The 22,071-nt window shown below is 70.2% G+C and carries 20 protein-coding genes and 1 pseudogene; 9 read left to right on the top strand and 12 right to left on the bottom strand.

From position 1 onward, the window contains the following. Positions 1–83 precede the first annotated feature (83 nt). Positions 84–578 carry a hypothetical protein gene (locus tag RYH79_RS17620; RefSeq protein WP_370901713.1) on the bottom strand — a complete coding sequence of 165 codons (495 nt, stop codon included), beginning with the start codon at positions 576–578 and terminating at the stop codon, positions 84–86. 50 nt (positions 579–628) lie between these two features. After that, on the bottom strand, positions 629–1,243 hold the full coding sequence (locus tag RYH79_RS17615) for a GbsR/MarR family transcriptional regulator (RefSeq protein WP_370901712.1): 615 nt from the start codon (positions 1,241–1,243) through the stop codon (positions 629–631). A 55-nt stretch (positions 1,244–1,298) separates the two neighbouring features. Here RYH79_RS17615 and RYH79_RS17610 point away from each other — a divergent pair, with 55 nt between their 5' ends. Genes RYH79_RS17610 through RYH79_RS17600 form a run of 3 tightly spaced genes read left to right on the top strand, consistent with a single transcriptional unit; the run spans position 1,299 to position 3,696 of the window. Next, a complete protein-coding gene (locus RYH79_RS17610) occupies positions 1,299–2,168 on the top strand; it encodes an ABC transporter ATP-binding protein (RefSeq protein ID WP_370901711.1) in 870 nt (289 codons plus the stop codon). Further along, positions 2,165–2,968, top strand: a complete 804-nt coding sequence (locus RYH79_RS17605) for a hypothetical protein (RefSeq protein WP_370901710.1) — start codon at positions 2,165–2,167, stop codon at positions 2,966–2,968. Before RYH79_RS17610 ends, RYH79_RS17605 begins: the two co-directional genes overlap by 4 nt. Then, complete coding sequence (locus RYH79_RS17600; RefSeq protein WP_370901709.1) at positions 2,965–3,696, top strand: ABC transporter permease; 732 nt, start codon at positions 2,965–2,967, stop codon at positions 3,694–3,696. The genes RYH79_RS17605 and RYH79_RS17600 overlap by 4 nt, the downstream gene beginning before the upstream one ends. Before the next feature lie 19 nt (positions 3,697–3,715). On the opposite strand, the gene RYH79_RS17595 is transcribed toward RYH79_RS17600, so the two are convergent. The 3 genes and pseudogenes from RYH79_RS17595 to RYH79_RS18090 all read right to left on the bottom strand — a co-directional run. After that, positions 3,716–4,615: a hypothetical protein gene (locus tag RYH79_RS17595; RefSeq protein ID WP_370901708.1), complete on the bottom strand. Its 900-nt coding sequence runs from the start codon at positions 4,613–4,615 to the stop codon at positions 3,716–3,718. A 231-nt stretch (positions 4,616–4,846) separates the two neighbouring features. Then, positions 4,847–5,407, bottom strand: a complete 561-nt coding sequence (locus RYH79_RS17590) for a LamG-like jellyroll fold domain-containing protein (protein ID WP_370901707.1) — start codon at positions 5,405–5,407, stop codon at positions 4,847–4,849. Positions 5,408–5,580: 173 nt separating this feature from the next. Then, positions 5,581–6,324 (bottom strand): annotated as a pseudogene (locus RYH79_RS18090) (helix-turn-helix domain-containing protein); the annotation flags it as partial. Positions 6,325–6,449: 125 nt separating this feature from the next. On the opposite strand from RYH79_RS18090, the gene RYH79_RS17580 reads away from it, so the two are divergent. Together RYH79_RS17580 and RYH79_RS17575 are read left to right on the top strand one after the other, a co-directional pair. Further along, positions 6,450–8,771: a hypothetical protein gene (locus RYH79_RS17580; protein ID WP_370901706.1), complete on the top strand. Its 2,322-nt coding sequence runs from the start codon at positions 6,450–6,452 to the stop codon at positions 8,769–8,771. 52 nt (positions 8,772–8,823) lie between these two features. Further along, on the top strand, positions 8,824–9,477 hold the full coding sequence (locus tag RYH79_RS17575) for a hypothetical protein (RefSeq protein WP_370901705.1): 654 nt from the start codon (positions 8,824–8,826) through the stop codon (positions 9,475–9,477). A gap of 103 nt (positions 9,478–9,580) precedes the next feature. Here the strand turns inward: RYH79_RS17575 and RYH79_RS17570 are convergent, their stop codons facing one another. Next, entirely contained in the window at positions 9,581–9,760 is a 180-nt protein-coding gene (locus RYH79_RS17570) for a hypothetical protein (protein ID WP_370901704.1), read from the bottom strand. 180 nt (positions 9,761–9,940) lie between these two features. Between RYH79_RS17570 and RYH79_RS17565 the strand changes: the two genes are divergently transcribed. Then, the gene (locus RYH79_RS17565) at positions 9,941–10,402 is read left to right on the top strand and encodes a DUF6176 family protein (protein WP_370901703.1); all 462 of its coding nucleotides are present in this window, start codon (positions 9,941–9,943) and stop codon (positions 10,400–10,402) included. Between the two features lie 223 nt (positions 10,403–10,625). Here RYH79_RS17565 and RYH79_RS17560 read toward each other — a convergent pair whose 3' ends face one another. Together RYH79_RS17560 and RYH79_RS17555 are read right to left on the bottom strand one after the other, a co-directional pair. Beyond that, positions 10,626–11,066: a GNAT family N-acetyltransferase gene (locus RYH79_RS17560; protein ID WP_370901702.1), complete on the bottom strand. Its 441-nt coding sequence runs from the start codon at positions 11,064–11,066 to the stop codon at positions 10,626–10,628. A 59-nt stretch (positions 11,067–11,125) separates the two neighbouring features. Then, positions 11,126–11,632 (bottom strand): GNAT family N-acetyltransferase, encoded by a 507-nt coding sequence (locus tag RYH79_RS17555; protein WP_370901701.1) that lies wholly within the window; start codon positions 11,630–11,632, stop codon positions 11,126–11,128. A 198-nt stretch (positions 11,633–11,830) separates the two neighbouring features. Here RYH79_RS17555 and RYH79_RS17550 point away from each other — a divergent pair, with 198 nt between their 5' ends. From RYH79_RS17550 to RYH79_RS17540, 3 genes are all read left to right on the top strand, one after another. Further along, positions 11,831–12,796: a beta propeller repeat protein gene (locus RYH79_RS17550; protein ID WP_370901700.1), complete on the top strand. Its 966-nt coding sequence runs from the start codon at positions 11,831–11,833 to the stop codon at positions 12,794–12,796. Between the two features lie 136 nt (positions 12,797–12,932). Continuing rightward, on the top strand, positions 12,933–14,156 hold the full coding sequence (locus tag RYH79_RS17545) for an MFS transporter (protein ID WP_370901699.1): 1,224 nt from the start codon (positions 12,933–12,935) through the stop codon (positions 14,154–14,156). Positions 14,157–14,267: 111 nt separating this feature from the next. Further along, positions 14,268–14,711: a hypothetical protein gene (locus tag RYH79_RS17540; protein WP_370901698.1), complete on the top strand. Its 444-nt coding sequence runs from the start codon at positions 14,268–14,270 to the stop codon at positions 14,709–14,711. 174 nt (positions 14,712–14,885) lie between these two features. On the opposite strand, the gene RYH79_RS17535 is transcribed toward RYH79_RS17540, so the two are convergent. The 4 genes from RYH79_RS17535 to RYH79_RS17520 all read right to left on the bottom strand — a co-directional run bounded on the left by RYH79_RS17535 (position 14,886) and on the right by RYH79_RS17520 (position 21,861). Next, positions 14,886–16,772 (bottom strand): ABC transporter ATP-binding protein, encoded by a 1,887-nt coding sequence (locus tag RYH79_RS17535; protein ID WP_370901697.1) that lies wholly within the window; start codon positions 16,770–16,772, stop codon positions 14,886–14,888. A gap of 311 nt (positions 16,773–17,083) precedes the next feature. Further along, positions 17,084–19,573 carry a DUF2309 domain-containing protein gene (locus tag RYH79_RS17530; RefSeq protein WP_370901696.1) on the bottom strand — a complete coding sequence of 830 codons (2,490 nt, stop codon included), beginning with the start codon at positions 19,571–19,573 and terminating at the stop codon, positions 17,084–17,086. Next, on the bottom strand, positions 19,563–21,056 hold the full coding sequence (locus tag RYH79_RS17525; protein ID WP_370901695.1) for a proton-conducting transporter transmembrane domain-containing protein: 1,494 nt from the start codon (positions 21,054–21,056) through the stop codon (positions 19,563–19,565). Before RYH79_RS17525 ends, RYH79_RS17530 begins: the two co-directional genes overlap by 11 nt. Before the next feature lie 340 nt (positions 21,057–21,396). Further along, positions 21,397–21,861 carry an Lrp/AsnC family transcriptional regulator gene (locus RYH79_RS17520; RefSeq protein WP_370901694.1) on the bottom strand — a complete coding sequence of 155 codons (465 nt, stop codon included), beginning with the start codon at positions 21,859–21,861 and terminating at the stop codon, positions 21,397–21,399. Positions 21,862–22,071 lie beyond the last annotated feature (210 nt).

Raw genomic sequence — 22,071 nt, 5'->3', positions numbered from 1 at the left:
GGATTCGTGTTGGGGAAATATCACGATGACGGTGTCCCCCGACGTGGTCTGTCGTCGGAGCGGCCGGCGCAGTCGGCGGTCGGTCACTCTCCGACGTCGACTTCGTCGAACCCGGCGAGGTACTCTCGGCAGGTCTCGACGCCACAGACGGTGTGGAAGGCGACGACACCGCCGGTCAGCTCGACGGCGCGCCAGGAGTCGGCAGCGGCGTGCATCCGGCAGGCCGGTGCCGGCTCCGGACTGTCCCCGTCCGGGCGGTGGAGTGCGTCGCCGCCGGCCGTCACGACCACCGGACGGTCGTGGTCGGTCAGCCACGCCGGGGGGCCGTCCGACAGCGCCTCTCCGTCTAAGTCCAGATCCACGAGGTACGACGCGCAGTCGTCGCGGCTACACGGCCGGTGGTTCGTCGGCACCTCCTCGGCCGGCAGCGTCTCCCACCGCGAGGCGACCGTCTCGCAGGCGACACCCGTCCCGTCGCGCGCCGGGCGGTGGACCGTCCGCCCGCCCGGTGCCACGGCGACGCGGCGGTGGCTGTGGTCGATCCCCTCTCCGTCCGGCGTGTCGTCGAGTCCGCGCAAGGCAACGTTTCCACGTCGTTGTGACACTTCGGTCCTGTGATCTCCGCGTGTCACCGGTCGTTCCGGAGGCGTTCCAACAGCCCGGCGAGGCGGTCGACCGAGGAACCGGTCAACAACCGGACGGCCCGTTCGCTCCGGTCGTACATCTGTCGGAGCTCCCGAACTCGTCGGAGGTCGCGTTCGATCCGGTCGTCGTCGGTGTCCCGGTCGGCGTCGCCCGCCCCGTCGGAGCCGTCGTCGGAAGGCGACGCTTCGGCGGCGGCCTCCAGCGTCTCTTCGGCGTCCGCGAGCGCACGACCCACGATGTCGATCTCGCGTCGGACCTCCCGACGGAGGAACTCTCTGACGACCGTCCAGAAGTCGCGTTCTGCCTCGTAGAACGCTCGTTTCCCCTCGCCCGGAACGGAGCGACGGTAGACCAGGTGGAGCCGCTCCATGTCTTTCAGCGTGGTGCTCACCGTCGACTTTGCGTAGCCGCTGGCCTCGACCAACTGGTCCAACGACGCCGGCCCGTCCGCGAAGTACAACAACCCGTACAGCCGGCCGTAGCTCCGACTCAACCCGTAGATCTCCGCGCTCCGTTCGAACGCCTCGATCACGCGTTCGCGGGCCTCCCCTGCCTGTCCGCCCGGCTGGAGCTCCGTCGCCGTCTCGGTCTCGGTCATCGAAGACTGGTACCCTCCGAAAGGACTAATACATTTCGTTCGGAATATTCGCTCGATGTCGAATATACAGAACGGAGCGGACGGTCGGCGGGCGCCGTCGTCCGGCGACCAGCCGCCCGGAGACGACCGCGGGACGGACGACGGCGTGGCCGACGCGGCCGAACCGGTGTTCACCGCCAGCGGCGTCGAGAAGACGTACCGTTCGCGGCTCCCGTTCGTCGGCCGGGAGGTTCCGGTGTTGACCGGTGCCGAGCTCGAGCTGTCCCCCGGGGAGATCGTCGGGATCGTCGGCGAGAACGGCTCGGGGAAGTCGACGCTGCTGCAGATCCTCGTCGGCGCGCTCGCGCCGGACGCCGGGACGGTCGACGACGACGCCGCGGTCGGGTGGTGTCCACAGGAGACGCTGTTGTACGACCGGCTGACCGTGGAGGAGACGTTCTCGTTGTTCGGCGAGGCGTACGGACTGTCCGCGGAGCGGGTCCGCGAGCGGCGCGACGAGCTGGCCGCACGGCTCGGCTTCGAGCAGTTCCTGTCGTACCGCGTCGACCACCTCTCGGGCGGAAACCGACAGAAGGTGAACCTCGCCGTCGCCGTGCTCCACGAGCCGGACGTGTTGTTCCTCGACGAGCCGTACACGGGGTTCGACTGGGACACGTACCTCGCGTTCTGGGAGCTGGCGGAGGACCTGGTCGCGGACGGCACCGCGATCGCGGTCGTCTCACACCTCGTCAGCGAGCGCGAGCGGTTCGACCGCGTGGTCGAGCTCCGGGACGGCCGGCTCCACGAACGGGACGAGCCACCCCAGCAGGCCCGGAGCGCGGCACACGACGGCAGCGCCGAGGAGGCGCAGACGGACACGACAGACAGTACCGCCACGGACGCGACGGACGACGCCAGCACCGCTACGGGGGTCGAAGAGCCGTGAGCACGCTCGGTACCGTGACGCGGCTCCGTCTCGCCGAACTGCTCCGGCGGCCTCGGACCCTGGTGGGGGTAGTCGTCCTCCCGCCGGTGGTCGTGGAGCTGTACGGCACCGCACTGGCGTCGTTCCCGCAACTGCCGGCGCTCGCGGCCGCTCCGGCGGCGGCCGGGCGGACGGCCGGCGCGTTGTTCGCGGTCGCGTTCCTCGCGGGCCTGGTCGGACTGTTCCAGCTGTTGAGCGCCCGTCGCGGCGACGAGCGCGCCGCGGTCGCGGGCCTGCCCCGACACACGACACTCGCGTCGCGGCTGGTCACCGTCTTGGCGATCGCCGTCTGTGGCGCGACCGTCGCGTTCGCGGCGCTCGCGTTCCGTGTCACCGTCGCCGCGCCGGCGCTCGCGTTCGCGTCGTTGGTCGCGGCCGGACTACTGTACGGACTGCTCGGCGTGCTCGTCGGCACGGTCGTCCCCCGAGAGCTGGAGGGGTCCGTCGTGCTCGTGTTCCTCGCCGACATCGACAACGCGCTCTCTTCGGGGCTGTTCCCGGTGGACTTCGCCGTGTCGCTGCCGGTCGCCGGTGAGCTCCAGGTGACCGACCTCGCGCCGCTGGCACACCCGCAGGCGTTGTTCACGGCCGCCGTCTTCGACGGGACGTACGCGGGCGGACACCTCGTGCCGACGCTGGCCTGGATCGGGCTGTCGACGGCCGCTGCACTGCTCGCGTACGGCCGGTCCACCGGCGGGACGTTCGGTGTCGCCGGTGCCGTCGTCGACCGCGTCACCGGCGTGGTGGGGTGGTCGGCGTGACCCGCGTCGGCACCGCGTTCCGAGCGGGCGCGTCGGAACTCCGCCGGACGCCGTTGTTGCTCGCGTTGCTCGTCGTCGCGCCGGCGTACGTGGTCGGGTTGTTCACGCTCGTCGCCCCCTCCGGTCCGGCCCGCGTCCACGTCGCCGACCGGGTAGTGGCGACCACGCTCCCGGAGGCGTTCCCGGCGTTCACGACCCCGATGACCGCCGCGTTGCTGGCCGGCGTCGCCGGTCTGTTCCTGATGCAGACGGCCGTCGAGGCGGACGCCCGGACCGTCGTCGCCGGCTACCGGCCCTGGGAGGTGGTCGTCGCCCGACTCGGACTCGTCGCCGCCGTCTCCGTGATCGCCACGACCGTCTCCGTCGCGGTGATGCTGACCGCGTTCGAGCCCGCGAGCCTCGCGGTGTTCCTCGTCGGTGTGCTGGCGACGGCGTTCGTCTACGGACTCGTCGGCGTGCTCGCGGGCGTCCTCCTCGACCGGCTCTCCGGCGTGTACGTGATCCTGTTCGGCGCGATGCTCGACCTGTTCGTCTTCCAGAACCCGCTGGCGACCGACACACCGGCCCTCGCTCGATTCCTCCCCGGTCACTTCCCCCTCCGAGTGGCGATGGCGGGCGGCTTCGACGCGCCCGTCACCACGAGCACAGCCCTCGGGACTGCCGCGGTCGTCGGCCTGCTGACGACCGCCGTCGTCGTCGTGTTCACCGTCGAGACGCACGTCGGCTGACGGCCGCGTCACCCCCGTCTCAGTACGGCCACCCGTCGAACCGTTCGACGGCGAGCCGGCGACGCGGGGTGGAGACGACGACCGGCGGCCGCTCCCGGGGGCCGTTCCGGAGGTCCCACGCGGCCGTCGTCTCGCGGTCGCCGGCGGTCACGGTCAGTCGGTAGCGCCCCCGACGGCGGGTCACGCCGTCGAAGACGACCAGGCGCCCGGGGACGAGTCGGTAGGACTCGCGGCCGACCGTCGCTCCGGTGTCGGCACGCGACACCTCGACGACCATCTCCCGGGTCTCTGGCGCGAGGTTGACGACCGCGTAGCGGGCGTCGTCGCCGGAACACTTCGCGGCGAAGTTGTCGGCGGGGTCGTCGGCCGCGGGCACCGTCGTGCAGTCTCGGAGCCGGTCGTCCTCCTCGCCGACGCGGACGACGTACCGCGGGGAGACGAAGTACAGCCGTGGGGCGCTGCCGAGGTCGGCGTGGACGCCGTCCGCGTAGTTCGCGTAGCCGCTCCGCCGGCCGAGGACGTAGTGCCCGCCCGGCTCGACCGAGCGGACGTGTTCTGCCGCGGGCTGGACGGAGATCGACTCCGCGTCCGGCTCGTGGAGGACGTTGTACCCCTGTGCGTGCTCGAACTGTCGGACGAACGCGACGGCCGCGCCCGGTCCGTCGCCGTCCGGGCGGTCGGGGTACGACTCCGGCCCCTCGGGTGGGTCGGCGAGTGTTCGCTCCGGGAGCGACGGGGCCGGCGAGGCCGTCTCGGTCGTCTCCGAGCCGTCCGTCGTCGGCGTCGACGTGTCGCTCGCCCCGCGGTCCGTCGTCTCGGTCCCGCCGGCGTCGGCTCGGCGACCGGGGCGTGCCGCACAGCCGGCCGAGAGCGCGGCGGCGACCCCGAGGAACCGACGCCGAGTCGTGTCGGTGAGCACACCGGGACTGCCGAGCGGCACGGAAAGTGCCTTGTGGGGAGTACGGCGGCGTCAGACTACTCGAGGGCGGTCGAACGGGTGTCTCCTCGCGGGAGTCCGTAGTTGTCCTCGAACAGGCCCACTCGCTCCCGCTACCCGTCCTCGAACCGGTCCACCCGGCCTCGCCGCCCGTCCTCCGTCACTCCACAGACGGGTATCGTCGGGCCTCGTCCGCCTCGGACCGCCGAGCCCTCACACCGGCGAGTCGCCGGCCACGTCGGGGCTCGTCGCGGCGACGATCTCGCGGATCGTCGTGGCGTCGAGCCTGGTCTCGTAGAACCGGGCGTCGACGATCCGGCCGTCGAACTCGGGCGCGTGGACCCCGGTGTCGCGGTCGCGGTAGATGTACCCCAGACAGACGCCGCGGGGGGCGATCTCGATCCGGTCGTCGTGAGTCGTCGTGTCGACCTCGCGGCCGTCGAGGTACAGCGTCGCGGCGGTGTCGTCACAGACGTACGCGACGTGGTGCCAGCGGTCGGCCCGGAGGTCGGCCGTCGGGAGGTCCGTCCGGGCGCGCTCGCGGTCCGTCTCCGGGTCGTACACGTGGGCGAAGAGGAGCCCGTGCCGGAGCCCGACGGCGAGGTAGTCCCACTTGACGAGCGTCTGCCAGCCGTCGTCGGGCGCCGCGGCCCGGAACCACAGCGCGACCGTGAACGTCCTCTCCGTACCGAACTGCGGCGTCCGGACTGGTCGGCCGTCGTAGCTGTAGCCCCCTGCGAGCAGCGACGCCTCCGCCCGGTTGCCGTCGGCCACCCCGGTGTCGGGCGACGGCGGTCGCGGTCGCCGCCGCCGACGGGACCGCCGGGGGTGTCGACCGGCGTCTCCGACGGCAACGCCCGGACGCGGTCGACGCGGTCCGTCGCCGTCTCGACGTAGCCGTCGAGACAGTCGTCGGCCCACGCCACGGCGTCGGCAGTGTCGTTGTAGACGACCGAGTGCGGGCGTCCGCCGTCGTACACGACGAGCCACGCGGCCGTCTGCTCGTTCGTCTCGACGACCGCGAGCTCCAGCGCCGGGAGGTCGGCCTGCGCGACTCTCGCGTCGCCGTCACAGACGAGCCCCCGGAGCCACCCGGGGTGACGGTCCAGCAGCGCCTCGAACAGCGTCTGTCCACAGACGAGCGTCACCGAACAGTCGCCGACGGCGCGGCCGTGGAGCCCCCGGAGGTGGGCCGTCCCGGGGAGCGCCGCGGCGGCGATCCGTACGTCTCGCGCCCGTTCCAGGCGGGTGGTCAGAGCCGACAACAGCTCGTCGACGGTCTCGCCGACCCCGACGGTCGCCTCGCGGAGGAGGTCGACCGACACCGGGGTCTCCTTCCACAGCGGCCACAGCGCCGGACGAGCCCGAGCCAGCGCCTCGGCGTCCCGGTCGAACTCGCGAGCCCGTTCCAGCGCGACCACGCCGACGAGCGTCGTCTCGTACCCCTCTGCCGTCCGCTCGACGAGCCCGTGCTCGTGGAGCGTCGACAGCGCCCGGTCGACCGTCGACCGCGAGGCGTCGACCCGTTCCGCGACCGCCCGCCGCGTCTCCGGGCCGTCGCGGAGGTAGTCCACGATCGCGTGTCTGTCCCGGGCCAACTCGACGACGTTCGCATCCAGACTCTGTCCCCGTCCGTCGCCACCCGGCGATCCCACCCGCCGCCCCGTCGGTCCCTCGTCCCCGTCGATCATGCTCCCCGTCGGGAGTTCTCCACCCCTGTGTATTGAATCTGTCTCGAACCCGTCACGTCGACCCACGCGGTGAGGTGACTGCTCACGGCGTGGGCTGAAGTTCGACAGGCCGCTGTGAACTGACGATGTCTAGTCACGAGGGGCGGGGCGGAGCGTCTGGGGACCGACAGGCGTCCGAGGGCGACGGCCGGACACGACGGAGCGTGCTCGGGTCGCTGGCGACGGTCGGCGTCGCCGGCACCGGGCTGTCGAGAACCACCGACCGGGCGGCGGCCTCCTCACACCGCACGACAGAGGACGGCGAGGACCTGGACGACTGGCGCGTGTTCGAGGACGGCTTCGGGCCGACGACGGCGTACGCCTACGAGGGGGAGCGGAGCCTCGGAATCCGAGCCGAGGGGATCGACCGGCGGATCGCGGCCTACGAGCCGGACGTGCTCGCCGGCGGCCGACGGATCGACAGCTTCGTCGGCAACTGGCTGGAGCTGTCCGGCAGCTACGGTGGCGGGCTCCGGCTGCTCGACGCCGACGGGAACGTGGTCTGTGGGTTCGCCACGGACAACCCGGAGTGGTACGTCGAACACACGGCCCCGGAGACGCTGGATCGGGTCGGCCTGACGGAGGCCGGCTACGAGACCTGGGTGGGGACGACCGTCGACTTCGACTGGGACGCGGGGACGTTCACGATCGAGTTCGACGAGTCGGGGGCGCCGGACAACCGCGTCACCCGGACGTTCGAGCTGGTGAACGCGACGAGCGTGGCGGCCGTCGAGGTGCAGAACTTCGCCAACACGGTCGGCGAGAAGTCCGGCTGGACCGGCGCGGACAGCTCCGACTACGACGACTTCAGCGTGGAGATGTTCTTCGACTCGCTGACGGTCGTCGACGGCGAGGGGGACGCGGCCGAGACAACGGAGACGGACGACGAGGAGGACGACGCACGGACGATCGTCCGGGTGAACGACGCGGGCGAGACGTTCCAACGCGGCCGGCTGACGGACCCCCCCGAGTCGCTCACTCCGGGCTCGGAGATCGGCATCGAGATCCAGGTGACGGCGCTCACCGACGGTGCACAGTCGAACGTCGTGTTCGCCGCGATCGGCAACAGCAACGGCGAGGTGTACGGCCTGAACGAGATGCAGAACACGGGCACCGGGGCGGTGACCGTGACCGCAGAGATCCCCGAGGACGCCCCCGAGCGGGTGTACTGGACCTGGGTGCCGGCCAGCTCCGCCCGGGGTGCCCTGGAGAAGGCCGAGCGGAGCCTCCTGAACCGGGTCGACGTCGGGCTCCCGGAGTCCGACAGCTTCTCGAACGACGGCCGGCTGGCGCTCCCGCTGGGGCCCGTCACCGAGGCCGAGCAGACGGACGACGCGGGCAACGACCAGACGATCGTCCGAGTGAACGACGCGGGCGAGGCGTTCCAACGCGGCCGGCTGACGAGCGCGCCGGAGTCGGTCACGGCGGGCTCGGAGGCCGGCGTCGAGATCCAGGTGACGGCACTCACCGACGACGCACAGGCGAACATCGTGTTCGCCGCGATCGGCGGCGGCGACGGCACGGTGTACGGACTCGCCGAGATGGACGAGGCTGGCTCCGGGACGGTGACGGTGACGGCGGAGATCCCCGAGACCGCGACTGGCGACGTGTACTGGACTTGGGTGCCGGCGGTGTCACGGGAGAGCGCGAGAGAGAAGGCCGAACGGAGTCTGGCGAACCAGACCGGCGACACGCTCCCGCCGTCGGACAGTTTCTCGAACGACGGCCGGATCGCGTACCCGATCGGTGCCGTCGGCGACGGCGAGGAGACCGAGGAGACCGACGACGGGGACGGCCCGCGACTGTGCGTCGAGAGCGTCTCCGTCGGCGTCGACGCCGAGACGACGGCGGGGGTGCGACTGACGGGGTTCGACCCCGGCTTCTCCGGCGCTGACCTCCGGCTCCGGTTCCCGTCGACCGTGACACCGACGGCCGCGACGGCCGCGGAGTCGTTCGGTACGGCGACGGCGGAGACGGACGGCCAGGTCGCCCGGCTGAAGGTCGCCGACCTCTCGGACCGGTTGGGTCCGGACGACGACGAGATCCGACTGGGCACCGTCCGGCTGACCGGGGCCGCGGCCGGCAGCGGCCGAGTGGAGATCGCCGACCAGACCGTCGACACGGACGCCGGCGAGTCCGTGACGGTCCGGCTCGCGGCCGACTGTGGCCGCGTCGCCGCGACGGAGCGGTCCTGTCCGACCGTCGACGGCACGGCGACGACGGACCCGGACGACGACGGAGACTGCGAGGACCTCAACGGCAACGGCCGCGCGGACTTCGACGACGTGACGGAGTTCTTCGAGAACGTCGGCTCCGACGACGTGGAGGGAGCCGACGCGTTCGACTTCAACGACAACGGGCGGATCGACTTCGACGACGTGCGGGCACTGTTCGAGGAGGTGTCGTGACCGTGTCGACACGGACCCGACCCGCGCTCGCGGTGTCGACGGAGGTGGCCGCGTGAGAGTCGCGGTCCTGGCGGTCGCGGCCCTGGCGGTCGTCGGGGTGGTGCTGGCCGCCGGCGGCGCGGGCGCCCAGACGACGCCCACGGTGACCGTCACCGACGCGACGGTCGCCCCCGGGGAGACGACCGTGGTCCAGGTGCGGCTGACCGCTGCGCCTGCGGGCGTCGCGGGCTACGACGCCACCGTCACCGTCGACGGCGCCGCGACCGTGGTCGACGCGAACGTCTCCGACCAGTTCGGGCTGACGAACGCGACCGTCGTCGACGACGCGACCGTCCGGCTCCGCGGTGCCGACACCGACGGGGCAGTCCAGAACCGCACGGATGCCGTCACTGTCGCGCGGCTCGTCGTCCGCGGCGACGACGCCGGCACCGCGACGGTCTCCGTCGACGGGCGGTTCGACGCCGACGACGGCAGCCGGATCGACCCGGCGACGGAGTCCGGGACCGTCCGCGTCGCGGCCGAGACGGGGACGGCGACCGGCACACAGACGACCGAGACCGCGGCCGACGGCGGGGGCGACGCGACCGAGTCGCCCGGCGACGACGGCGAGACCGCGGCCGGTGGGCCCGGGCTCGATGTGGTCGCGGCCCTACTGGCGCTCGTGGTCGCGGTCGCCGGCGTGGTCGTCCGGTGCCGCCGTCCGTGACCCCCGCTCACTTCGAGCCGTCGTAGTAGTCGAAGCCGCCGGCGGCCGCCAGATCGTCGACGGTGGCCTCCAACTCGTCGACAGTCGCCTCCAACTCGTCCAGTTACGACCGGAGGTCGTCGGTCCGCGATCGGTCGTACTGTGGGTCGCGACCGAACCGCGTGAACCGCACGCCGCGACAGCCGGCGACGCCCTCCATCCGGTCGATCACCGGGGAGACGTACTCCCGGGCGAGCCGTCTGTCTGCCTCGTGGCCCGCTGTCGGGGAGGAGGTGCGTTCCACAGGTACCGTGCCGGACCGACGGCCGCCACCGGATCGAACACCCCGGTCTGGGCTCTCACTGCGCGACCGCCACCGACCGCGGGCCACTCTGCCGCCCCGAGCGTCGGCACACGGACGAGTTGGTCTCGACGACTGCCAGACGTGGGAAAGCTTCGAGTGAGTAGGCCGCGAGTCGCCCCCGTGGCAGACGTCGTGTCGACCAGAGAGCGGGTGGAACCGGGCTGTGAGGATCGACTCCGCGAGTGGATGGCGGAGGTGAAGCGGCGCGAGTCGGAGGCGATGGAGACGCTCGCCCACGAGGGGATGGTCGCCGAGGCTGCCTTCCTGGACGAGCAGCCCGAGGCGACGTACCTGATGTACTACATGGAAGCCGAGGACCTCGACGAGGTGTACGAGGCGTTCAGGTCGTCGCCCTACGAGATCGACCGGGAACACGCGGCCGTCGTGGACGAGGTGTTGGCGGACGACCAACCGGACGAACAGCCGGAGCTGCTGTGCCACGCCGTCAACGGCGGGGCTGTCGACGAGCGGGACGGTGGGTTCTCGCCGGGCGGCGTCGAGTCGGATGGCGCTGGATCGGACGGCGTCGAGTCGAGTGGTGCCGAGTCGCGCGAGAGTGAAGACGGAGCAGACGACGAGTGAACCGCCTCGGGGGCAGGCCCAGGGGCACTCGCCTCGTTCGTCTGTGATCTCGACCGACACCGACGGCCCGAGCCAGCACACGTCGGCGTAACGTGGAACGCTGCCCCTGGCCCGTACCGTCAGCCGTCGTCGCCCGTCGCCTTCGGGGTGAGTCCCGGGCTCCAGTTCGACCCGGTCGTGGAGGGTCTGGGCGCGGAACCGTCACCCCGCTGCGACCGGGCGCTCACACCCGTCCTCCCCAGTCGCGCTCGCCGGTCGGGACGACCATCCCCTTCGACGCCGGGCGGCTCTCCTCGAACCCCCAGCGCTCGTAGAAGCCGTCTAAGTCGGCCAGTAGGTTGACGTACGCCTCGTCCGGCGCGTTCGCGTTGAGGTACTCGACCACCGCGTCCACGAGCTGTGTGCCGACGCCGCGGCTCTGGTGGTCCGGGTGGACGACCACGTCACAGACGTGGAAGACGGTCGCGCCGTCGCCGACGACTCGGGCCATCCCGACGACCGTGTCGCTCGGCTCGTGGACGGCAGAGACGCCGTAGCGGCTCTCCGCCAACCCCCGTCCGGCGGCTTCGACCGACCGCGGGGGGACCTCGACGGCTGCGCGCAGTTCGACGAACCGTTCCGGCGTCGGGAGCTGTTCTCGCAGCTCGTAGTCGTCACCGGTCACGGCCACCCGTTGTGCCCGCGGGCCGATAAGCGTCTCTGGGACGGCCGGGACACCACCCCTCACCCGTCTCCTGGGAGCCGCAGTCGGTACGTGACGCCACACCGTTCCCCGCAGCCGTCTCCGGTCTGTTCGTAGCCACGCGACTCGTACAACGCCCGCGCCGCCTGCAGCCGCTCGTCCGTCTCCAACACGACCGTCTCGAAGCCACCCGCGACGGCACGTGCACGGAGTTCGTCGAGCAGTCGGCTCGCGTACCCCCGCCGTCGGTGGTCGGGGTCGACCCGCAGTCGCCGGAACTCGACGGTCGTCTCGTCGACCGGCTCCGACGCACCGAGCGCGACGAGTCTCTCCTCGTCGGCTCCCTCGTCGGGACCTCCGCGTTCTGTCTCGACCACCCCGACGAGGAGCGTCCCGTCGCCGTCGACGTAGTGTGTCGTCGGCGCCCCGAGGTCCCGATCCAACTCGGGGTCGTCCTCGAACGGGAGCCGCGACGCCCGGAAGGCACGCTCGTGGACACGCCAGACTGCCGCGGCGTCTGCGGGCCGGAACTCGCGGACACTGAACACACCCGGTGGTCGTCGTCGTCCGAATTAGTGTTTACTCTGATACACCGGTGTCAGAGACTGTTTCGACACCTGCGACACCGCGAAAGACCTAGCCCGTGTCGAGACGGATCTCTCGTCGGTGACACCGAGCCGACCCACACGCCGGAGTGACGACCGCGACGGAGACGAGACCGACCCGGCCGTGTGGGGTGACTGACAGTGACGACCTACTACCTGGGGACGAGAGACGGACTCTACCGGTACGCGGCCGACGGTCACTCCTCCGGAGACGAACGGACGGGACCGACCCGGGTCTCCGGTCCGACGGGTGTCGTGAGCGTCGTGGCGGACGGGGACACCGTCTACTGTCTGGACGGGGACGGCGTCTCCCGTCGTTCTCGCGACGCCGACTGGGAGCCGCTGGAGGTGCCGACCGACGACCCCACGCACCTCGCGGTCGACGAGACGGGGGTCGTCGTCGGCGGGAGCGACCCGTTGGCCGTCCACACCGCACCCGACGGCCAGGAGTGGACGACGACCGAACTCCCGGAACTCGCGCCGGCACGTCGGTGGATCGACGACGAGCGTGTCGTCGTCAGCGAGGCCGGTGGCCGGGTCTCCGACACCGTCAGGACCGCCGCGGGACTCGCGGTCGCGGTCGAACGGACGGGTGTACTCCACCTGCACGACGGCGCGTGGAGTTCCCACCACCGCGGACTCGCGGAGGACGTTCACGACCTCCGACGGACGCCGGACGAGTGGCTCGCGGCGACCGGGCAAGGACTCTACGCTACCGACGCGCTCGGAGAGCCGTGGCGACGCCGCGACACCGGTCAACTGTTCCAGGGGTACAGCTACTTCCACGGGTTCGCACGCCACGACGGCGTGTTGTACACCAGCGGTGGTCGTCACGTGCCCGGCGGTTGGCCCGGGGACGACGCCGAGGCGCTGGTGTTCTGGATCGGCGGAGAACGGAACGCCCTACACGCTGCCCAGACCCCCGACACGACGGAGTACGTCTGGGCGCTGACGAGCGCCGACGGGGCGTTGTACGCCGGGACGGCGACCGCAGACGTCGACGCGTCCGACCGGGCGACTGGTGTCGTGTACCGACGCGACGAGGGTGGCTGGGAGACGGTGTGTCGCGTCCCGTCGCCAGTGGTCTCGATTACCCTCGCCGACTGACGAGACGACCGGTGTCGGCGGGAGGTGAGGGTAGAGCGGTCGGTGACAGCCCGACTGCAGAACGGCCGGCGACGCACTGTTTCACTCCAGCGGACGGACGGGAGCGTACAAGTCCGGCCGGCGACGAGAGTGAGTCGTGATCGGTGTCGTCGGGAGGTACTACGCGTATCGCGCGACAGTGTCGGCTGGCTTCTACCTCCCCGTCTCCGTCGTCTACCTGCAGGCCAACGACGTGTCACTCGCCGGTATCGGGACGGTCCAGGCCGTGTTCCTGTTCGTGTTGGTGCTCTCGGAGGTGCCGACCGGCTACGTCGGCGACAGGCTCGGCCGGCGTGCGGGGCTGGCGCTCGGCAGCCTGCTGACGGCGACGGTGATGGCGGGGTTCGTCCTCGCAGAGTCCACCGCCGGGTTCGCCGTCGTGTTCGCGCTCTGGGGGTTCGCGTGGACGTTCCGGAGCGGGACGGCGAGCGCCTGGCTGTACGAACTCCTCGCGGCCGTCGACCGAGACGACGAGTACACGCGAGTCGACGGTCGCTCTCGGGGGTTGTTGGCCGGCACCTCCGCCGCCGCCGCGCTCGGCGGGGCGGCGCTGTACGGGGTCGACCCACGCCTCCCGTTCGTCGCCAACGGCGTGCTCGCGTTACTGGGGCTCCCCGTCCTCGCCACGCTGCCGCGGACGAGCGCGACGAACCCCGAGGCCGACGGAGCGGACGGCGCGGACGTCGCCGACGGCCTCGGCCTCGGGGGCGCCGTTCGGGTGTTGCGCGACGAACTCGGGCGGGCCGACCTCCGCTGGCTGGTCGTGTACGCAGCACTGTTCAACGTCGCCTTCTCGCTGAGCCGCGTGTTCGAACAGCCGGCGATGCGGGCCGTCGGTGTCCCCGTGACAGGGCTGGGGGTGTTCTACGCGGCGGTCAAACTCGTGTCCGCCGCGAGCTCGACACTCGCCGGCCAGGCGGAGGATCTGCTCGGCCGGCGTGGCGTGTTGTTCGGGCTGGCGCCGGTGTACGGTCTCGTGTACGGACTGGCCGCACTGGTGCCGGCTGCGATCGTCCCGGCTCTGTTCGTCAGTCGTGGAGCGACGAGTCTGACGCGCCCCGTCAGGAACGGCTACCTGAACGACCGGATCGAGGACGTCGGTCGAGCGACGGTGTTGTCCGGGGTGTCGATGGCGCTGTCGCTCGCCTCGGGCGCCGCCAACGTCGTCGGCGGACAGTTCGCGGAGCGGTTCGGGACGGTGTCGTTCCTGGTGGTCACGACCGTCGCCGTCGCGGCGCTCGGTGTCGTGCTGTGGCTCGTCACAGACCCAGTTCGCACGCCAGTCGACGCGACGGCGGCTACCGAGTCGGGTGACGACTGACTCGTTGACAGACTGCAGCAAAAGATATAATTGACAATACAATTCAATAGATGACCAGATGAGTAGTGCGTGGTACACCGAACCGAACAGTTTTGACGAACTGGTCGTGACATGGCGCGGGACGGGTGGTACGTCGACGCACCGGACAGCGACTCCGACGTAAAGTGTCTGCTGGAGGGAGACGTGGACCCGAACCCGGACGAGAGCCCGGTACGACTGGCGGGAACAGTGTCGAAGTACGCACACGGCACCGAGGATACGACGGACTTCCTATTCCTGCGGGTAGACGAAGTCGAGCCCGGTGACCCACCAGATTCGACGACGGCCGACTCTCCGACAACCACGTCTTCAGAGAGAGTGTCGTCGCCGAGCGACGAGGTGCCCGACGAGACTCTCGGACAGATCGCAGAAGACCAGATCGGGGACACGGATCTCACGGTGACACGAGCCGAAGAAGAGTCGACCGTCGAGCAAGCGAAGAAGCGCGCCAGAGACCAGCAACGTGACCCGGCGATCGACCCGCGGCTGCAGGGTGACGACGGCGACGACGAGTAACTCACTCTCGCTCGCCGTCAGTCGTGACAGTCGACAGATCGACCTGCCCGAGGTCGCGTGCCGCGGTCGAGTGAGACGGGAGACGACGCGGGTCCCTCCGATACCAGACCCCGTAGTTCGTCCGCCCGATTCCTCTCTGGAGACAGCCGACACCCAGGTGTGGACGGACGGTCGTCACTCTCCACGCGACAACGCCAACTCCGACAGCTCCGACGCCTCGCCGGTGTGGAGTCGCCAGAGGTCGGCGTACAGCCCTCCGGCCGCCAGCAGCGTCTCGTGGGCACCACGCTCGCGGATCTGTCCGTCTTCGAACACGAGGATCGTGTCGGCGTCGCGGATCGTCGACAGCCGGTGTGCGACGGCGACAGTGGTTCGCCCCTCGATCAACTCCGCCAACCCCTCCTGAATGTACAGTTCCGTCCGGTTGTCGACGTGACTCGTCGCCTCGTCCAACAGGAGAATCTCCGGGTCGCGGACGATTGCTCGGGCGATGGCGATCCGTTGGCGCTGGCCGCCGGACAGTTTCACGCCGCGTTCGCCCACCTCGGTGTCGTAGCCGTCGTCCAGGTCCGTGACGAACCCGTGAGCGTTCGCGCGTTCCGCTGCCGAGCGGATCTCCGCGTCCGTGGCGTCGTGGTCGCCGTACGCGATGTTCTCCCGCACGGTGCCGTCCAACAGCGTCGACTCCTGACCGACGTAGCCGACTGCCTCCCGGAGCCGATCCGTCGACAGCTCTGCGACGTCCGTTCCGTCGACCCGGATCGTCCCCTCGTCCGGTCGGTAGAATCGGAACAACAGCCGCAACACCGTCGACTTTCCCGCGCCCGTCGGGCCGACCAAGCCGACGTACTCGCCCGCCGACGCGGTGAAGTCGACCCCCTCCAGCGCCGGCTGTGACTCTCCGGGGTACGAGAACGTCACGTCCTCGAACGCGACCGTGCCGTCGACGGTCGTCGGGCGTTCGCCCGTCGCCCCGTCCTCGTCCGTTGTCGAACCTCCGTCTGCCGTCCACGGTTCGGCACGTTCGTACGCGCCCCCGGTACTCTCGGCGGTCGGGTACGCCAACAGTCCGAACACGCGCTTGGCGGACGCCTTCGCGTCCGTGTAGGTGTCGGCAACGTCGCTCAGCCGCGCGGACTGGCCGACGAACATCTGACCGAAGAAGTAGAACGTGACGAACTCGCCGGGCGACAGCGGCGTCGAGAAGACGAGCGGCGGGCCCGCAATCGCCCACCACCCGCCGACGACGACGATCGCCAGCATCACGCCCAGCGAGACGAACTGTCGGGCGGGGAAGAACACGCCCGACAGCTTCGCCGCCCGCCAGTCCGCTCGCCAGAACGCCAGCGACCGGTCGCGGAGACGCTCGCGCTCGAACGACTCGTTGGTGAACGCCTTCACCGTCTCGATGCTGCCCAGCACCGTCTCGACGTGGGTGTTGAGTCGGCCGACCGCCGTGCGGCGGTCGTCGTACCGCGGCTCGACGAGCCGTTGGTAGCCGTACACCGCCGCCAGCATCACCGGGACGAACCCGACGACCAACAGCGTCAGTTCTGCGTGGATCCCGAGCATCGCCGCCAAGAGGACGACGAAGAACGCCGACACTTGGAACAGTGTCTGGGCGCCGTCGTCGAGGAACGTCTGGAGTCGGTTCACGTCGTTGTTGACGACGCTCATCACGTCGCCGGTGGACTCCGCCCGCAGCGTCGCCACGTCCAGCCGTTGGACGGCGTCGTACACGTCCGTCCGGAGGTCGTGCAGCACGGACTGCTGGAGCCACCGCCACGAGAGGTGGCGAGCGACGTTGCACGCGACCTGAAAAGCGACGAGGCCGCCGAACGACGCGACGAGCGCGCCGAACTGCCCGGCGAGACTCTCCGGAATCCACGCCTGCGGGACGAACGCGACCGAGAGTTTCGACCGCTCGCCGGTGAAGAAGGCGTCGACCGCGCGACCCAGGAGATACGGCGGGACGATGTTCGCCAGTCGCCACAGCACCGTGGAGACGGCGGCGCCGCCGAACAGGAGTTTGCGCCCGCGGAGGTACCGCCGGAACCCCAACGTCGGCGTCGAGTGCGGTGCGTGTCGTTCGAACGCGTCTGTGACCGTCGGATCGTCCGTCTCGTCAGTCGTGCCTGTAGACGGCCGTGAGACGGACGAGTATGACCTATCTTCTCTCCAACTTGAATCTAGTGGCGTGCCGGCGGGAGACGCGGCGACGCCCGGAGAGGGTGGACCCGCCTCGCGGGACTGTCACAGTGTCTCTCGGCCGCGTCGAAACTCGACGGGTGGGTCTGGCCGCCCTGGGGGCGACGGCGACTGGCAGTCCCCCTCCCCCACCGAGCCGGACAGACGGTCGGCAGCGCCTCGAGTCAGTCCTCGTCCGCGGAGTCTGCCGTCAGCAGTGGCCCCGTCGCCTCTCCCGACTCTGCCGGGCGGACGGCCCTCCACGCGAGCCCACCGTCGTAGTGGAACGCACGGTACTCCCGTTCGGGGTCGACCACGGTCAACGACAGCCAGCCGTTGTCCAGCAGGTCCGTCAGGTGGTCGTGGGCGGCCAGAATCTCCGTCACGCGGTCGACGGGCGCCTCGACGACGACGGACAGCCTGAGCGGCTGGTGGTAGGGCTCGTCGTCGGCCGCAAGCACCGACTGCAGCGGCAGTCCGGTCATCAGGTCGCCGCCGTTCCCCTGGTAGACGCCGACGTTCCCGACCGGGTTCTGAGTGATCTTCGACCCGCTCCCGTAGGCTGCGTTGTCCACCGTCGCGAAGTAGTACTGACAGTTGATCCACTGGGTGACCACCATCGGACCGGTCAGGATCGCTTCGAGCGCGTCGCCGTCGGGGTCGGTGGCCGGGTCGTAAGAGTGGAGGAACGAGCGACCCCCGAGGTCCAGGTCGGCCGTGAGCGCCCGCCGTCCGATCACGAACGCGGCGTTGCCGGCCAGCCCCCACTCCGGACGGGTCTCCGCCCAGTCGGTCGCACGGCGCTCGGTCTCGCGGACGCCGGACGCCGGCGCCGCACCCACGTCCGCGGCGCGCTCGGCCGCCGCCCCGGCCCGGGCCTCCGCGAGGTCCTCACGGAGCCGTTCGAGGTCGGCCGCGTGGCTCTCGGGCACACCGCCGTCGTACAGGGTGATCTCGTCGGTCGTCGTGTTGTGCTCGCCGGCGACGAAGACGGTGTCGTGCGGGATCTCGTGGCCGCGCTGGCGCAACGCCTCCCGAACCGCGTCCTCGTTGCAGATCGCCGCGAGCAGCCGAGCGCTGGGGCCACCGGGGTTGCCGGCACAGGCACCACAGTCCAGACTCGACTCGAAGGGGTTGTTGGCCGTCTGGCCGGCGTGGCCGACGAAGGCGACGACACGGGCGAACGCCTCCCAGCCCATCAGCTCGAAGGCGGTGGCGGCGTACTCGACCTTCTCCTCGTGGGTGAGTCCCTGTGGGAGTTCACCGGGGGCGCCGGGTTCGTGGTCGACCGTCGGCGCACAGAACTCGTGGGCGTCGGGGACGTGGTCGTCGGTCGCCGCCAGCGCGTCGTAGACGCGGGCTGGCAGGAGCGTCCGGGCCGCCAGCGCCAACCCGTACCCGCCCCCGGTGTTCTCGACGAACCCGAACACGGTCCCCGGATTCGTCTTGAGCGTGTGGAGGAGTTCACTCCCGGACTGGCGGAGCCGCGACCAGAACTCGTAGTCGCTCCGTCGCGGGTCGCTCTCGTCCGTCGGCTGCTCGGCGATCCGGTGTTGGGCGTCGAGAATCGGCGGACAGGCGTCGACGGTGACCTCGGCGTCGTACCCCTCGTACCGCATCGGGACTCCGAAGAACCCGGCGTAGCCGTGGGTCTCGTACGGACCCGCCCGTTCGACGTGGCGGCGGACGATCTCCGAGCGCGTGTCGATACAGAACACCAGCTGGGCGGCGGGCCGGTCACTGTCGCCGTCGTCCGTCCCGTGACCGTCGTGATCCGACTGCTGCGACCGCCCGGCGTCGGCCACGGCACCGACGAGCTCCTCGCGGTAGGTGGTCTCCCACGCTGTGAGCCAGATCTCCGGGAGCGGAACGGCACCCTCGTCGGGTGTCTCGTCGGAGTCGGTGGTGTGTGTCCCCTCTGGCGGCGCGATCGGTGCGTCGAACAGATCGGCGAGGACGAGCCGGACGGCGAGGTAGCCGGTGAGCGTCGCCGGGTACGCCGACTGCCAGTCGTCACCCGCCTCGACGCGGTGTTTGACGAAGCCAGTCCAGCCGGGGAGCCCGGCGAGGTGGTACTCGAAGATCGACTCCCACTGCTCGCTCGGCCAGTCCGCGAGGACGTTCTCGACGGCGGCGACTGGGTCGTCGGGGAACTCCGCGACCTCGGACCGGTTCGGGACGTGGCGGTCGTGACGGACCACCGCTCGGACGGCGGCGTAGAGACCGTCCTCGCGGTTCGGCATCGGCCAGTCGGCCTGTCCCTGGTCGAAGAAGGCCGCCAGCCACTTCGTCAGGACACCCTCCATCCGCGCTTCTGGTGTCTCCGTCTCCGTCGTTCCCGATTGGTTCGTCTCTGTCGTCTCCGCTGTCTCTCCCGTCTCCACCCGATCCAGAAGCCGCTCCGGGGGGGTGTCGTCGTACCCGTGGTCGGCGAGTGTGGCCGACAGGACCTCCGGATCGATCCGGTCGGTCTCCCAGGCCCGGCGCAACACCTCGGCACTGGGGTAGCCGCGAGCGCCGAACAACCGCTCGCCCTCCCGAACGGCCTCCCAGAACGGGCGGTCTTCGAACCCGGCGAGCGGATTGGCGGTCACGAACGAGTGGAGCGGCCACGCCGCTCCGACGCTCTCTGCCGCGTGTTCGAGGCTCTCTCGGACCGTCGTCTCAGTACTCATTGTACTCCTCCGAGGCGGTCAGCAGGGTCTCGGTCGGTGGCTGGCTGGCGTCCACGAGCGCGACGTACAGGCGACGACTGCGCCGATAGACGCCGGTCTCGACGGCGACGTACGCCACGAGGAACGCCGCGACGACGACGCCGTGGACGACGGTCAGCTCGGCCGGTGCGGTGACGACCGGGAGGTCTGCCACGAGTGTCGTGACGACGGAGTACACCACCGCGTAGAGGGCGATCGCCGGGAGACCGACCAACGGGACTAGTAGGTACCGAACGGCCGTCGGCAGCGACTGCCGGCGGGCGAGATCCCAGGTCGCGTGTAGCGTCGGCACGACGACGAACAACGTCAACACGAGTCCGCTGTCGAGGCTCGTTCCCTTGCCCGTGAGCACCGCGAACACCGCACCGCCGCCGAGCCCAGTCAGCAGCGCGACGACGACACCGGGGAAGTTCGCACCGAGAGCGGGCGACTCCTCCGGTGTCGGGCTCGTGTGTTCGACCCCCTCGCCGGAGGAGAGGAAGTGGTACGCCTTGTAGAAGCCGTGTAAGACGAGGTGCGTGATCGCGGCACCGAAGAACCCCAGCCCGGCCTGCACGATCATGAACCCCATCTGGCCGACCGTCGAGCAGCCGAGCTGGCGTTTCACGTCCGTCTGGACGGACTTCAGGAGCTTCCCGAGGAGTGCGCTGGTGGCTCCGACGATCACGACGAGGAGCATGACCGACGGGTCGACCGTGACGAGAGGGGCGAAGCGTGTCAGCAGAATCCCACCGGCGTTGACGAAGCCAGCGTGCATCAGAGCGGACGCCGGCGTCGGCGCGGTCATCGAGCCGAGCAGCCAGCCGTGGAACGGGACGAGCGCCGACTGGATCGTCGCCGCCAGGAGCAGCGCACCGAGCGCGACCCACTGGACGGGCGTCCCGACGGCGTCACCGGCAGCTGCGAGACCAGAGATAGTCGTGTCGCCGGTGGCCCACCACAGCGTCCCGACGGCGACGCCGACGAAGAGCGTGCTGGCGAGGAAGTACCGACGAGCGACTCGGGCCGCCGTCTGCGCCTGTCTCCAGCCCCGGACGTACCCGATCAGGTCGGCCATCACCAGCCCCATCGCCAGCCAGGCCGCTCCGAACAGGACGGCGTGCTCGGCCGCGACGAGCGTCATCACGACCAGCGTGAACCCGAACACGCTGACGAAGAACCGGTCGATGTCGCGACTCCCGGCCAGGTAACGCCGCGAGTAGCTGTGGACGATGCCGCTGAAGAAGGTCACCACCGTCCACATCACGACGGTCAGACCGTCGACGACGACGAGTCCCGCCACGGCCCACGGGCCCTCGCCGAGGAGTCGAGCGGTGACGACACCGAGGCTCCCGACCCAGAGCAGCCACACGAGCCGAGTGAGCAGTAGGGGTATCCGGGCTGACGATGTGGTCTCCGCTTCGACAGGTGATCCGACCGCCGTCGACTGATCTCCTCCTGACATAGTTCGGTGGTGTCGGGTGGCTACGACGTCTGGGCCCGTCTCGGCGGGTGTCCCAGCCCGGAGTAGCCAACCGATCTACACGAGCAGAGAACGTCCCGATAGTTAAGCTACACTGTTCGGACAGAGTGTTCGCTAAGAAACGACCCGAGGTTCGGTTCACGGTCGGTCCGGCAGGCCGGTCACGACGAGCGATCACCGGTGGTGACCCTCGTCGGCGCGACGAGTCGGCGCTCTGTGGAAGAGGCTGGAACTGGCCCGTCTCCCACTCTGGCGAGTGGACGTCGAGTGGACTCGCCCACTCGCCGGGGCCACACGGGTCGAGACTCCTCGTGTGCCGTACTCACTCGGGCGCGAACCCTCCGAACGGGGTGGACTCGTGGCTCCGAACGAGTACCTCGTCGGCGACCGTCACGTCCATGTCGAGCAGTTCCTGCGCGACCGGTGTGATGTCACTGTCCGACTCCCCGACGGCCGTCACGAGGAGGTTCTGTTCGCCGGTGACCAGTTCCTGGACGGAGACGACGCCGTCGATCGCCAGGATGTCGGGAATGAGATCCCCCCGCTCGGGGATCGACGCGGTGCAGAACAACAGCATCCGGAGCGGGTACCCGGACTTCTGGTAGTCGACGTCGGCGCTGTACCCCTTGACGACGTCTTCGGACTCGAGTCGTTGGATCCGCTTTCGAACGGTACTCCCTGCAATCCCGGCCCTCTCGGCGATCTCGTCCGAGGAGAGATTGCGAGCGTCCTCCTGTAGAGCGTGGAGGATCGCCTGGTCGGTGTCGTCGGTCTCGTTGTCGGCCACGTCCCCCAATCGTCCTATCTCCGTCATAGGAACTTCGGCTACGGCCTCTACTCCCACAGAGCGACCGACGACGAGAGCCCAGGTGGAGGCAGTGTCGAGAACGCGATCCGGGCCGTGTGGCGACACAGGTCGTGCGGCGACGCGGGTCGTACCGTGACACGGGTTGCACAGTGAGACGGATGGGGTGCCCGAGTCCCGCCCGAGTGTCAC

The sequence above is a fragment of the Halobaculum sp. MBLA0143 genome (genome assembly GCF_041361465.1).
Classification (GTDB): domain Archaea; phylum Halobacteriota; class Halobacteria; order Halobacteriales; family Haloferacaceae; genus JAHENP01.
Note: the sequence above shows the minus strand (reverse complement) of the source record. Positions and strands in the feature narration are given on the sequence as shown.

What these genes read in the sequence shown, in the direction of transcription:
- RYH79_RS17615 (WP_370901712.1), bottom strand. Translation starts at nt 1,243, where the DNA reads ATGACCGAGACCGAGACGGCGACGGAGCTCCAGCCGGGCGGACAGGCA.
- RYH79_RS17610 (WP_370901711.1), top strand. Translation starts at nt 1,299, where the DNA reads ATGTCGAATATACAGAACGGAGCGGACGGTCGGCGGGCGCCGTCGTCC.
- RYH79_RS17580 (WP_370901706.1), top strand. Translation starts at nt 6,450, where the DNA reads ATGTCTAGTCACGAGGGGCGGGGCGGAGCGTCTGGGGACCGACAGGCG.
- RYH79_RS17540 (WP_370901698.1), top strand. Translation starts at nt 14,268, where the DNA reads ATGGCGCGGGACGGGTGGTACGTCGACGCACCGGACAGCGACTCCGAC.
- RYH79_RS17530 (WP_370901696.1), bottom strand. Translation starts at nt 19,573, where the DNA reads ATGAGTACTGAGACGACGGTCCGAGAGAGCCTCGAACACGCGGCAGAG.
- RYH79_RS17525 (WP_370901695.1), bottom strand. Translation starts at nt 21,056, where the DNA reads ATGTCAGGAGGAGATCAGTCGACGGCGGTCGGATCACCTGTCGAAGCG.